General features: G+C 68.5%; 12 protein-coding genes. 7 read left to right on the forward strand and 5 right to left on the reverse strand.

All coding sequences use genetic code 11. The features are described 5' to 3' along the window. The first annotated feature begins 188 nt into the window (after positions 1 to 188). From pstS to phoB, 6 genes are all read left to right on the forward strand, one after another. Positions 189 to 1,229 carry a phosphate ABC transporter substrate-binding protein PstS gene (pstS, locus tag MFF40_RS07155; protein ID WP_147897289.1) on the forward strand — a complete coding sequence of 347 codons (1,041 nt, stop codon included), beginning with the start codon at positions 189 to 191 and terminating at the stop codon, positions 1,227 to 1,229. A gap of 86 nt (positions 1,230 to 1,315) precedes the next feature. Next, positions 1,316 to 2,293, forward strand: coding sequence for a phosphate ABC transporter permease subunit PstC (gene pstC / locus MFF40_RS07160; protein ID WP_147897288.1), 978 nt, complete (start codon positions 1,316 to 1,318; stop codon positions 2,291 to 2,293). A 12-nt stretch (positions 2,294 to 2,305) separates the two neighbouring features. Continuing rightward, on the forward strand, positions 2,306 to 3,202 hold the full coding sequence (pstA, locus tag MFF40_RS07165) for a phosphate ABC transporter permease PstA (RefSeq protein WP_147854456.1): 897 nt from the start codon (positions 2,306 to 2,308) through the stop codon (positions 3,200 to 3,202). 22 nt (positions 3,203 to 3,224) lie between these two features. After that, positions 3,225 to 4,040: a phosphate ABC transporter ATP-binding protein PstB gene (pstB, locus tag MFF40_RS07170; RefSeq protein WP_147854455.1), complete on the forward strand. Its 816-nt coding sequence runs from the start codon at positions 3,225 to 3,227 to the stop codon at positions 4,038 to 4,040. Positions 4,041 to 4,345: 305 nt separating this feature from the next. Further along, on the forward strand, positions 4,346 to 5,068 hold the full coding sequence (phoU, locus tag MFF40_RS07175) for a phosphate signaling complex protein PhoU (RefSeq protein WP_147854454.1): 723 nt from the start codon (positions 4,346 to 4,348) through the stop codon (positions 5,066 to 5,068). Positions 5,069 to 5,242: 174 nt separating this feature from the next. Next, positions 5,243 to 5,938: a phosphate regulon transcriptional regulator PhoB gene (gene phoB / locus MFF40_RS07180; RefSeq protein ID WP_147854464.1), complete on the forward strand. Its 696-nt coding sequence runs from the start codon at positions 5,243 to 5,245 to the stop codon at positions 5,936 to 5,938. A gap of 20 nt (positions 5,939 to 5,958) precedes the next feature. Here the strand turns inward: phoB and MFF40_RS07185 are convergent, their stop codons facing one another. The 3 genes from MFF40_RS07185 to MFF40_RS07195 all read right to left on the reverse strand — a co-directional run bounded on the left by MFF40_RS07185 (position 5,959) and on the right by MFF40_RS07195 (position 11,015). Beyond that, complete coding sequence (locus tag MFF40_RS07185; protein ID WP_187278080.1) at positions 5,959 to 8,112, reverse strand: protein-disulfide reductase DsbD family protein; 2,154 nt, start codon at positions 8,110 to 8,112, stop codon at positions 5,959 to 5,961. A 650-nt stretch (positions 8,113 to 8,762) separates the two neighbouring features. Continuing rightward, positions 8,763 to 9,062: a hypothetical protein gene (locus MFF40_RS07190; RefSeq protein WP_147854807.1), complete on the reverse strand. Its 300-nt coding sequence runs from the start codon at positions 9,060 to 9,062 to the stop codon at positions 8,763 to 8,765. 120 nt (positions 9,063 to 9,182) lie between these two features. Then, positions 9,183 to 11,015 carry an aminopeptidase P family protein gene (locus MFF40_RS07195; RefSeq protein ID WP_238260033.1) on the reverse strand — a complete coding sequence of 611 codons (1,833 nt, stop codon included), beginning with the start codon at positions 11,013 to 11,015 and terminating at the stop codon, positions 9,183 to 9,185. A gap of 181 nt (positions 11,016 to 11,196) precedes the next feature. Between MFF40_RS07195 and MFF40_RS07200 the strand changes: the two genes are divergently transcribed. After that, entirely contained in the window at positions 11,197 to 11,457 is a 261-nt protein-coding gene (locus MFF40_RS07200; RefSeq protein ID WP_147854805.1) for a hypothetical protein, read from the forward strand. Between the two features lie 38 nt (positions 11,458 to 11,495). Here the strand turns inward: MFF40_RS07200 and MFF40_RS07205 are convergent, their stop codons facing one another. Then, complete coding sequence (locus MFF40_RS07205; RefSeq protein WP_147854804.1) at positions 11,496 to 11,684, reverse strand: ribosome modulation factor; 189 nt, start codon at positions 11,682 to 11,684, stop codon at positions 11,496 to 11,498. 30 nt (positions 11,685 to 11,714) lie between these two features. Next, complete coding sequence (locus tag MFF40_RS07210) at positions 11,715 to 12,635, reverse strand: 50S ribosomal protein L11 methyltransferase (RefSeq protein WP_147854803.1); 921 nt, start codon at positions 12,633 to 12,635, stop codon at positions 11,715 to 11,717. Between the last annotated feature and the right edge of the window lie 61 nt (positions 12,636 to 12,696).

Raw genomic sequence — 12,696 nt, forward strand, 5'->3', positions numbered from 1 at the left:
AGCGCCCCAAACCGTGCCTTCGTGTCTGCGGCGCGATGTCATGCCGATGTCATCTCCCTGTCGTAACGCCCGGCCCATCGGGCGGCCGGCGCCGGGTCTCTTGGAAGACCGGCCGCACAGCTCTGCCGCGGGCATGGGCTTGCCGGCAGAGAGGCGCAGGCTCTCGCCCGACGGCTACGGAGATTCCCTTGAGACCCTTTGCTTACGCGCTCGCCGTCGGCCTCGCGACGGTCCAGCTGGCGTCCGCCGCACTCGCTGCCGACATCACGGGAGCCGGCGCCACCTTCCCGTTCCCGGTCTACTCCAAGTGGGCCGAAGCCTACCGCAAGGAGACCGGCTCGGGACTGAACTACCAGTCGATCGGTTCCGGCGGCGGCATCAAGCAGATCCAGGCCAAGACCGTCGATTTCGGCGCCACCGACGCCCCGCTCAAGGGCGAGCAGTTGGCCAAGGACGGCCTCGTCCAGTTCCCCACCGTGATGGGCGGCGTCGTGCCGGTGGTGAACATCGCCGGCCTCGAGCCCGGCAAGTTGAAGCTCACCGGCGACATCCTGGCAGACATCTACGCCGGCAAGATCTCCAAGTGGAGCGACCCGCGGATCGCGAAGCTCAACGACGGCGTGAAGCTCCCCGACGCCACCATCACCCCGGTCTACCGGTCGGACGCCTCGGGCACGACCAACATCTTCACCACCTACCTGTCCCAGGCCTCCGAGACCTGGAAGAAGGAATACGGCGCGGCCACGACGATCTCCTGGCCGGTCGGGCAGGGCGGCAAGGGCAACGAGGGCGTCACCGCCACCGTCAAGCAGGTGCCGAACGCCATCGGCTACGTCGAATCCGCCTACGCCAAGCAGAACAAGCTCGCTTACGCCCTGTTGCAGAACAAGGCCGGCAAGTATCCGCAGCCGGACGACAAGGCGTTCCAGGCCGCCGCCGCCAGCGCCGACTGGAAGTCGGCCCCGGGCTTCGGCATCTCGCTGACCAACCAGCCGGGCGACGACGCGTGGCCGATCACGGCGGCGACGTTCATCCTCGTCCACAAGGAATCGGCCGACGCGGCAAAGGCCGCAGATACGCTGAAGTTCTTCGATTGGGCTTATAAGAACGGCGACAAACTCGCCGCGGACCTCGATTACGTGCCGCTGCCGGACAATGTCGTCGCCCTGATCCACGAAGAATGGAAAACCGTGAAGGGTAAGGACGGTAAGCCCGTCTTCAACATGTGAGTAAGAGGAGGGAGGGGGTTGAAGCCCCCTCCCTCGCATCGCGGCCCGCACCGCGCTACCACGCCTCCCTTCGCAGAGAATCGCGGATGTCCGCTTTGACCGAGACGATTGCCCTCGCCCGACCTCGCGCCGCTGCCGCGCGCAAGGGACCGAGCCGGAGCCTCGACACCCTGTTCCGGGTCTGCTCCTACGGGGCCGCCCTGTTCGTGCTGATCGTGCTTGCCGGAATCCTGGGCTCGATCCTCTATGGCGGCTGGCCCGCCTTCCGGGAATTCGGCTTCGCCTTCCTGACCTCCAGCGCCTGGAACGTCGGGACCGAGCAGTACGGCTCCCTGGTCGCCGTGATCGGGACCGTGGCCTCGGCCACCCTGGCGCTCCTGATCGGCGTCCCGGTCTCCCTGGGGATCGCCGTCTACCTTACCCAGCTCTGCCCGGGCTGGGCCCGCAAGCCGGTGGCGATGACCATCGAGCTGCTCGCCGCGGTGCCGAGCATCATTTACGGCATGTGGGGCCTGTTCGTGTTCGCGCCGCTCTTCGCGCGCTTCGTCCAGATCCCGGTGTCGAACATCGTCGAGGGCATGCCGATCGTCGGCACGCTGTTCTACGCCCGGGTCCCGTCCGGGGTCGGCGTGTTCACCGCAGGCATCATCCTGGCGATCATGATCGTGCCGTTCATCGCCTCGATCGCCCGGGACATGCTCGACCAGATCCCGACCGTTCTGCGCGAGAGCGCCTACGGCATCGGTTGCACCACCTGGGAGGTGGTCCGCCACGTGCTGGTCCCGCAGGCCTCCGTCTCGATCATCGGCGCGATCATGCTCGGCCTCGGGCGCGCCCTCGGCGAGACGATGGCGGTGACCTTCGTGATCGGCAACGCCAACCGCCTCTCGGCCTCGATCTTCGACCCGAGCTCGACCATCGCGTCGCGCATCGCCAACGAGTTCAACGAGGCTGACGGACTTCAGCTCAACGCCCTGATGGCCCTGGGCTGCATTCTCTTCGTCATCACCTTCGTGGTGCTCATCATCGCCCGGCTGCTGACGCGCCGCGTCAAAGCTGCCTGAGGAGGGCTCACGATGGACGCGTCCAACCCCATGGCCCTCAACACCGCCGCGCCGCGCCGCTCCGGACGTGTCCGCCCCAGCCGGCGGATCGCCGACCGCGTGCTGCGCACCGCCTGCCTGGTCGCCACGATCGTGGGCGCCGTGGTGCTCGGTTCGATCCTGCTGATGCTGATCATCCAGGGCGTGCAGGGCTTCACGCCCGCCATGTTCATGCACCCGACCCCGGGGCCCGGCTCCGAGGGCGGCGGCATCGCCAACGCGATCCTGGGCAGCCTGGTGCTCACCGGAATCGGGATCACGGTCGCGACGCCGATCGGCGTCATGGCCGGGACCTACCTGGCCGAGTACGGCCGGTTCTCCAAGATCGCCGGGCTGATCCGCTTCCTCAACGACATCCTGCTCTCGGCACCGTCGATCCTGATCGGCCTGTTCGTCTACACCCTGATGGTCCGGCCGATGGGGACCTATTCGGGCTGGGCCGGCGGCGTGGCGCTCGCCATCATCGCGGTGCCGGTGATCGTGCGCACGACCGAGGACATGATGCGCCTGGTGCCCGGCACCCTGCGCGAGGCCGGGGCTGCGCTGGGCGCCCCGCCCTCGACGGTGATCATCAGCGTCACCTGGCGGGCGGCCTCGGCCGGCATCGTCACGGGGATCATCCTGGCGCTGGCCCGCATCGCCGGCGAGACGGCGCCGCTCCTGTTCACCGCGCTCAACAACAATTCGTGGTTCTCGCCCGACCTGATGGGCGGCGTCGCGAACCTCCCGGTCATGATCTACCAGTTCGCCCTCTCGCCCTATCCGAACTGGCAGAGCCTCGCCTGGGCCGGGGCGCTCCTCATCACCGCGACGATCCTGGTGCTGTCGATCATCGCCCGTCTCGTCATCAAGCCGCAGATGTCGCGCTAAGACCCTTCTCGAGGACACGACGATGAACGCCGCCTCCGCGATCCCCACGGTCGATCTCACCCGCAACCACGCCAACGAGGGCGGTGCGGTCCGGATCGCCGTGAAGGGCCTCAACTTCTACTACGGCAGCTTCCACGGGCTGAAGAACGTGGACATCAACTTCCACGACCGGCAGGTCACGGCCCTAATCGGACCGTCCGGCTGCGGCAAGTCCACCCTGCTGCGCTGCTTCAACCGGATCTACAGCCTCTACCCGGAGCAGCGGGCCGAGGGTCAGATCATGCTCGACGGCCAGAACGTGCTCGATCCGTCCGTCGACTTGAACGATCTGCGCGCGCGGATCGGCATGGTCTTCCAAAAGCCGACGCCGTTCCCGATGTCGATCTACGACAACGTGGCCTTCGGGCTGCGCCTTTACGAGAAGCTGCCGAAATCCGAGCTCGACGGGCGGGTGGAGCAGGCTTTGCGCAAGTCCGCCCTCTGGGACGAGGTGAAGGACAAGCTGCGCCAGGCCGGCACCGGCCTCTCCGGCGGCCAGCAGCAGCGCCTGTGCATCGCCCGCACCGTGGCCCAGAGCCCGGAGGTTATCCTGTTCGACGAGCCAACCTCGGCGCTCGACCCGATCTCCACGGGCCGCATCGAGGAGTTGATCGAGCAACTGCGCGACGAATTCACCATCGTGATCGTCACGCACAACATGCAGCAGGCTGCCCGCATCTCGCAGTTCACCGCCTTCATGTATCTGGGTGAGTTGATCGAGTTCGGCCCGACCAACCGGATGTTCATGAATCCTGTCGAGCAACGCACCCAGGATTACATCACCGGCCGGTTCGGCTAAGCAATTCGCTTAAGAGTTGAGTACCGGATCGGCACATGTCGACCCGCCGATTTCAAGACGAGGGGCCGCGCCCGATCGGAAGACGACCGGGCGCTACTCCGAGACATGCTGCGTTGATCTGGGAACATCGGCCTATTCCGATTGTTTGTCGTCGCATACCGAAAGCCGATCCGCTCCGCATCATGACGTGAACTACGCAAGGGACTGGGTACCGGGAAACGCACATCGGTATCCGTGATCGCAGCGGCGGGTTTCCGCCAGACCTCGCGGATCAAGGTTTGCGGGACGCCATCGAAGGATCCACCATGCCCGGCCATATCGTCAGTTCTTACGACACCGACCTGGATGACCTCCGCCGCTCGATCTCCGAGATGGGCGGCGTCGCCGAGAAGATGGCCGCCGAGGCGACCGACGCCCTGGTCCGCCGGGACGATACGCTCGCCCAGGCGGTGATCCTCGCCGACAAGCGCCTCGACGCGCTCCAGCGCGACATCGAGGAGCGGGCAGTCCTGCTCATCGCCCGGCGCCAGCCGCTGGCGATCGATCTGCGCGAGACCATCTCGGCGATCCGCGTCTCCGGCGATCTGGAGCGGATCGGCGATCTCGCCAAGAACGTCGCCAAGCGGGTCGTCGCGATCTCCGATCAGGCGCCCGCGCAGAAGATCGTGCTGGGCGTGCGCCATATGAGCGACCTGGCGGAAGCCCAGCTCAAGGACATCCTCGACGCCTATGCCAGCCGCGACATCAAGGCGGCCTACGATGTCTGGGAGCGGGACGGCGAGATCGACGCCCTGTACAATTCGCTGTTCCGCGAACTCCTCACCTACATGATGGAAGATCCGCGCAACATCTCGTTCTGCACGCACCTGCTGTTCTGCGCGAAGAACGTCGAGCGCATCGGCGACCATACGACCAACATCGCCGAGACGATCCACTACCTCGCCACCGGCGAGACGCTGGCGGGGGAGCGGCCGAAGAACGACGCGTCGAACTATGCGACGGTCGGGCCCTCCGCCCCGGCCCCGTGACATGCGGGTCGCGGTGCCTCTGCAGCGCGCACTCCACCTCGTGGGACAAATCCCGAGTGGAGTGGCGCGTGGGTTGAGGGATTGCGGCGCCTACTGCACCATCGGCGCGTCCGGGCCCTCCGGCGCGGTTGAGTCGATGCGTGCCGAATTCGGAACAGGTTATCGAACGTGAGCATGCAAGTCCTGATCGTCGAGGACGAGGAGGCGTTGACCACCCTGCTGCGCTACAACCTGGAGGCCGAGGGCTTCCTGGTAGATTCGGCGAGCCGCGGTGACGACGCGGAACTGCTCCTGGCCGAGCGCACGCCCGACCTGGTCCTGCTCGACTGGATGCTGCCCGGCCTCTCCGGCATCGAGCTGTGCCGTCGCATCCGGGCCCGACGCGAGACCGAGCGGCTGCCGGTGATCATGCTCACCGCTCGCGGCGAGGAGGGCGACCGGGTCCGCGGGCTCGGGACCGGCGCGGACGACTACATCGTCAAGCCGTTCTCGGTGCCGGAACTGCTGGCCCGGGTTCGGGCGCTGCTGCGCCGGGCCAAGCCGGCCCACGTCGCCGACCGTCTGGCCGCGGGCGACATCGAGCTCGACCGCTCCGGCCACCGGGTCCGACGCGCCGGCGAGGAACTCCATCTCGGACCGACCGAATTCCGGCTGCTCGAATTCCTGATGCTGGCGCCGGGCCGGGTGTTTTCCCGGGAACAGCTCCTCGATGGAGTCTGGGGCCACGACGTCTATATCGACGAGCGCACCGTGGACGTGCATGTCGGGCGTTTGCGCAAAGCGCTCAACGCCCCGCGGCAGGCCGACCCGATCCGCACCGTGCGGGGCTCGGGCTATGCCTTCGACGAAACGTTTTCCCTCGAAGCCTGAACCCTTCCTGCTCGTCGCAATCAGCGCACCAGCGCCGCGCTCTTGCCGGACGCGGCCGGCACCGCCTCCAAGGCCGCCAGCACCGTTCCCTCGGTGAGGATCTGCGGCAGCACCTGCGGCTCCCCAGCGCCCGTGTAGAGTAGGTACAGCGGCACGCCGCTGCGCCCATGCGCCTCAAGCAGGCGGGTGATCTCGGGGTTCTGGTTGGTCCAGTCGCCCTTCAGGTAGGTGACGCTCCGATCCTTCATGGCGGCCCGCACGGCCTTCGTGGACAGCGAGGTCGTCTCGTTGACCGCGCAGGTGATGCACCAGGCGGCGGTCATGTTCACGAAGACCGGCCGCCGCGCGTTCACCAGGGCGTCGAGACGCGCCTGCGTGAACGGCTCGACGCCGTCGGCGGCGGCCTGGGCGGCGGGCACGGCCCGGTCGCGATCGAGGCTCAGGGTCAGCGCCGCGACGGCGGCGACCGTGAGCAGCGCGACGCCCTGGACGATGGGGCCGACCCGCGGGGCCGCGGCGCGTCCGTGCTCCCAGGCCCAGGCCGCGAAGCCCACCAGCACGAGGCCGATCAGCGCCGCCAGCAGCCCCTGCGGGCCGACCTGCTGGGCCAGGACCCAGATCAGCCACGCCACCGTGGCGTAGACCGGGAAGGCCAGAACCTGCTTGAGGGTCTCCATCCAGGCCCCCGGCCGCGGCAGCGCCCGCAGGGCCGGCGGCCACAGGGTCAGCGCTAGGAAGGGCAGGGCGAGGCCCAGGCCCAGGCAGGCGAACACCGCAAGCGCGACGCCGGCGCTCTGGGTCAGCGCGAAACCCACGGCCGAGCCCATGAACGGCGCCGTGCAGGGGGTCGCGACCAGGGTCGCGAGCACGCCCGTGAAGTACGAGCCGCTCAGGCCCGAGCGCCGGGCCAGCCCGTCGCCGATGCCGGCGAGCCGTCCGCCGACATGGACCACCCCCGACAGGCTCAGGCCCATGGCGAGCAGCAGATAGGCGAGCCCGGCCACCACGGAAGGCGATTGCAGCTGGAAACCCCAGCCGATCGCGGCCCCGCCGCCCTTGAGGGCGAGCAGCAGGCCGGCGAGGCCGAGGAAGCTCGCCAGCACGCCCGCCGTGTAGGCGAGGCCGTGCAGGCGCACGCGCGCCGCGCTCTCGCCGGCATGCCGCACGAGGCCGAGCACCTTGATCGACAGGACGGGGAAGACGCAGGGCATCAGGTTGAGGATCAGCCCGCCCAGGAAGGCCAGGCCCGCCGCGGTCGCCAGGGTCAGCGCGTCGAAAACCGGGGCGACCGGTTGGGCTGCGGCGGAAGCCTCGGGCGCAGCCGCAGGGGCCGGCAGCACCGGCTCGTCCCCGTACGCGAAGGCGAGGCGGTGCGTGCCGCCGCCGGTCTCCTCGTCCACGGTGAGCACGCCCGGCAGGGCCGCCGGTGCCGGATCCGTAGGGGTGCTCCGGGCGAGGGTGAGGTGCAGTCCGGATTCGTCGACGCGCATCACCTGGGCGGCGGCGTTATCGATCGCGGTCTCGGAATAGGGGAAGAACGATGCGGCCTTGATGGTCTCGGGCTTGAGGCCGGGCGCGGCGAAGTCGAGCTGCAGGGTGTCGCCCTGACTCGAGAGTTGCAGCGGCCAGAGCGCCGGGGTGGGCAAGGCGGTGCGGGCGCGCTCGAACAGGGCGGCCTGCTCGGCATCGGGCCGGGGCTCGCCCACCGACAGGGTGAGGGCGAGGTCGGCGGAGCCCGGGACGCATTCGGTCTCGCAGACCAGATAGGTCAGCTTGGCCTGGATCCGCACCGGATCGGCCGGGTCGAGGCTCGGCGGCGGCGTGACCGGCACGAGCAGGGTGACCTCGCCCTCGTATCCGTAGTTCATCAGCGTCGCGATCGCGATGCGCTCGGGGGCCGGCCACCGGATCGCGCCCGCGTTAAAGCCCGCCGGCAGGGTCCACGTCACCTCCGGCGGCAGGCCGGAATCGCCCGGATTGCGCCAGTAGACGTGCCAGCCCGGCTTCACCTGCATCCGCACCGCCAGGGTGAACGGCTGCGCCCCGGCCACCGCGACCGGCTCGGCCACGAGGCTCGCCCGCACGAGGTCGGGCGGCGTGCGGAACCCCTGCGCGGACGCAGCCGACAGGCTCGCGGCGAGCATCAGGAGCAGGAAGGCGAGGCGGCGGATCATGCTGTCCCTTCGCGCGCGGGGCCGTCGCGGTTTCACCCGGATGTCTTCGGGACCGGCGCGGGCTTTTCCGTGACGAGGCCTCTTATAGCGCGGGGGTCAGCGCCCTGTCCTCCGCTCAGCGCGGTGAGGCCGAGACCATGACGCCGCTGGGATCGCTCAGCGGGGCTCGAACAGGATGAGATTGAGGAACGCCCGTCGCTGATCCGCCCTCAGATGGGCCAGCCGGTTGACCGCGGATCGGGCCGTCTGGAGGGCCGCCCGCGCGTCGGTTTGCATAGAACGACAGGGACGGATCGTAGTCGGCGGCGTGCCGCTTGTCCTGCAACTCAATTACCGGCCGGGCTATCGTTCGCATATAAACATCGAACCCGCCGATGGGTTCGCAAGATTTGATCTTCTGTTCGAGATTTTTTTCAATTTATTCGCATAGAATTCTCAATCGCTGATGGGATATTGAGCGATAGGCCAGGGTCCCAATAGGACTTCCTCGCACGCTTCTGCCGACCACCTCATCAACTGCGGCAGTCAAGATCGCGTGAAACAATCCGTAGTAGACATTCGAAAATGCCCGACGCAACTCGGCTTGACGTAACGAGCCACGATCGATTTGAAGAAGAAAAGTATCTGCCTGTACGAACAGATGGTCAGGATTAATCAGCGTCAAGTTCGTCAAGCTCGCGCTGTTCAGCGTACTGGACGACGATACGCAACGGCTCGCCCGCCTTCCGCAAAGCTTGGCTGATAGCTAGGCCGGCATCGAGCAGCTTGTCGCCGTCGAGTTGGTCCGTCGCGTCGTCCGAGACGATCAGTTGGACGCGCCTGACGTCTTCGCCGTCAGACCCTTCCATATCGCCGAGGCAAACTTTCTGCACCAGAGCGCTCCCGAAGGACGCATTGGCAGCCTTTTTCGCGACCTCGGCGAGATCCTGTGAGCGTCGGGGCATGGTCAAGCACCCTCGAAAAGCTTGGCCGCGCGTTGCTTGAGCGAACGAGGTCCACCAAGCGGTCTGTCTACTCTGTCGTGCTGCCTGCGCCTGCACAAGGGCGCGCCCAGCAAAGCCTCCCCGCCCTCAACCCGCCAGCGGCGCGGTGGCGCGTTCCAGCCACACGCGGGTTCCGGCATCGACGAGCGGTGCCAGGGTGTCGCGCACCCGGGCGTGATAGGCGTCGATCCAGGTCCGCTCCTCCGGCGCGAGCAGGTCCGGGCGGATCAGCCGCCGGTCGTAGGGAGCGAGCGTCAGGGTCTCGAAGCCGAGCATCGGGCGCTCGCCACCAGGGATCGCGCGCGGCTCGACCAGGACGAGGTTCTCGATCCGGATGCCGTAGGCGCCGGGCGCGTAGTAGCCTGGCTCGTTCGACAGGATCATGCCGGGCTCCAGCGCCACGGTCCCGGTCTTGGCGATGCGCTGCGGCCCCTCATGGACCGACAGGAAGGCGCCGACGCCGTGGCCGGTGCCGTGGTCGAAATCCAGTCCCGCCTGCCAAAGCGGCGCGCGGGCGAAGGCGTCGATCTGGGCGCCGGTCGTGCCCTTCGGAAACACCGCCCGGGCGATGGCGATGTGCCCCTTCAGCACACGGGTGAACCGCTCGCGCATCGCCTCCGTCGGCTCGCCGACCGCGACCGTCCGGGTGATGTCGGTGGTGCCGTCCGGGTATTGCGCCCCGGAATCGATCAGGAACAGCTCGCCAGCCCGCACGGTCCGGTCGCTGGCACGGGTGACCCGGTAATGTACGATCGCGCCGTTCGGGCCGGAGCCCGAGATCGTTGGGAACGACACGTCGCGCAGGTCGCCGCCGGCTGCGCGGAAGTCTTCCAGGGCCTCCACGGCGGCGATCTCGCTCAAGCCCCCCGCGGCGGCGGCGCCGTCGAGCCAAGCCAGGAAGCGCACGACGCTCGCGCCGTCGCGCATATGGGCGGCGCGGGCGCCTTCGATCTCGGCAGCGTTCTTGACCGCCTTCATGGCGGTGATCGGGTCCTTGCCGACATCGGCGGTCCCGCCCGCGGCCTCGATCTTCTCCTTCAGGGCGACGGCGCCCGTCGCGGCATCGACCCGCACGCGCACGCCGCTGAGCGAACCGAGCCCGTCGTCGAGGTCGGCCCGCGACAGGATCTCGGCGACCGGCGCCAGGGCCGTGCGCAGAGCCGGATCGACGTTTGGCGAGACCAGGAACAGCCGTGCCCGCCCTTCGCGCGGAACGATCGCGTAGCCGAGCGCCAGAGGGGTATGGCCGACATCGGAGCCGCGCAGGTTGAACGCCCAGGCGAGGTTGTGCGGGTCGGAGATCACAAGGGCATCGCAGCCGCCCTCGGCCAGGGCCGTGCGCACCCGGGCGAGCTTGTCGGCGACCGACTCACCCGCGAACGCCTGGGGATGGGGAACCACCGGCCCGGCCGGCGGCTTCGGACGGCCTGCCCAGACGGCGTCCACGAGGTTCGGCACGGGCCGCACCGACCCGCCCGCCTTCACGGCGGCCCGCTCCAGGCGGGCGACGCCGTCCGACGTGTGCAGCCAGGGATCGTAGCCGAGAACCTGATCGCGCTTGAGGTTGTCGGCGATCCAGGCCTCCGCGGTCGATTCGGCCAGCGGCACCACGGTGACGACCCCGGTATCGACTTGTTCGGGTGCCTGCAGGGTGTAGCGCCCATCGACGACCAGGGCGGCCGACTCGATCAGGATCAGGGCGGTTCCGGCCGAGCCCGTGAAGCCGGTGAGCCACGCCAGCCGTTCCGCGTCGGCCGGCACGTATTCCGACTGGTGCTCGTCGGCCCGGGGCACCACGAACCCGTCGACGGCGGTCTCGCGCAGGGCCGCGCGCAGGGCCTCGATCCGCTCCGCACCCTTGCGATGGCTCGGGTCGTCGAAGGTCTGGAACCGGGGGCGGGTCGGGCTTGGCTCTGTCATGCGCGGACCCTATCGCCGGCCGGTCCATCGTCGCAACCGGGCGGAATCGACGCGCGGATCGCGCGCAGCCCCGCTTTTCGAACCGTCCACCCACCTTTCGGATGATGCTCGCAGGCGTAACCTATGGTTTAGAGTCGCGCGCAATCTTATCACGCCAGTTCTTTGCCCTATCTCCCAGGTCATGCCACGCCGCGTCTTCTACCGGATCAGCGACAGACCCGACGGTCTCTTCGACGCCATCACCACGATCGAGCCGGATACGGTGATCCGGCGCGACGGCTTCGCGTCGCTCGCGGAGGCGGAGGAGTGGGTCGAGGGTCTGCGTGTCTTGATGGCCGCGCTCGGCGCCCCGGTCGCACACGCGGACGGTGCGGACAGCCCGGTCGCCGAGACGTTGCCGGAAGGATGGAGGGGGCCGGGACGGCTCCGGACCGCGCGATAGCGCAGGGACTGCCTGGGATTTCCGGCGGGGCGCCGGAATCAGGCGTCGGCGATCGGCAGATCCGGGGCTTTGCCGGAGGGTACGCCGTTATAACCCTCCAGCCAAGCGATGCGATCGGATGAGTCGGCCGGGTAAGGACAGGAATCTTTCGGTCGGCCCCGGGCCCGGGCCTGCGCGCCCTCGGTGATGGGATCGGATGGCGGATCGGGACGCGGAATCTGGCTCATGCCCGGGCAATGCGCGGCCCGGATCCCGGTTCAGCGCCGGGGCCGCTTCGCCGCACCGCCGCGGGTCAGCACCAGGGCGACCCAGCCCTCGATCAGGCCGCTTCTCACGAGATGGAAGCCCTGGTGGCGATAGGCCGAGAGCACACCAGACACGTCGCGTTCGATCAGGCCGGACAGGACCAGCACGCCCGCGGGGGCGACCACACGCGACAGGGTCGGGGCGAGGCGGCGCAGGGGCCGCGCGAGGATGTTGGCGAAGACGAGGTCGAAGTGCCGGGTCCGGTCTGCGAGCCGATGGCGCACGCCGGGGCCCTCGTAGAGCTTGAGATAGGGTCCGAGGCCATTGAGGCGGGCGTTCTCCCGGGCGGTCCGGACCGCCTCGCCGTCGAGGTCGCCCGCCACCACCGGCTGCCGCAACGCCTTGGCGGCCGCGAAAGCCAGGATCCCGGTCCCGGTGCCCACATCCAGGACACGCGCCGGACGCCGTCGCTTCAATTCCGCGACCAGCGCCCGCAGGCAACCGAGGGTCGTGCCGTGATGGCCGGTGCCGAACGCCAGGGCCGCCTCGATCTCGATCGGCAGGTCGTTGCCGCGCACCGCATCGCGGTCATGTGCGCCGTGGACGAGGAAGCGGCCGGCCCGGACCGGATTCAGCCCCTCCAGGGATGTCCGGACCCAATCCCGCTCCTCGATGGTGCGGAATTCGGCGACGTCCGCCTCGTCCCCGATCACCGGACGGATCAGATCGCGGACGTAATCCTCGTCCGGAGCGTCCGCGAAGTAGGCCTCGAGCCGCCAGGTGAAGCCATCCGCATCCTCGAACGCCGCCACGGCGGTCTCGGTGGGATCGAACATCTCGCCCAGCAGATCGGTCATGGCCCGGGCCGACCGCTCATCGGTCGTCAGGCGCAGGATGTGAGTCGGGCGGTGGGGTGGCAGACCTTCGAGCATGGTGCCGGGCTGTAGCCCCGGAGCGCGCCGCATCACAGGGGCAGATGCGAAAAAAACCGCA

It is taken from the genome of Methylobacterium mesophilicum, from assembly GCF_022179445.1.
Lineage (GTDB): Bacteria > Pseudomonadota > Alphaproteobacteria > Rhizobiales > Beijerinckiaceae > Methylobacterium > Methylobacterium mesophilicum.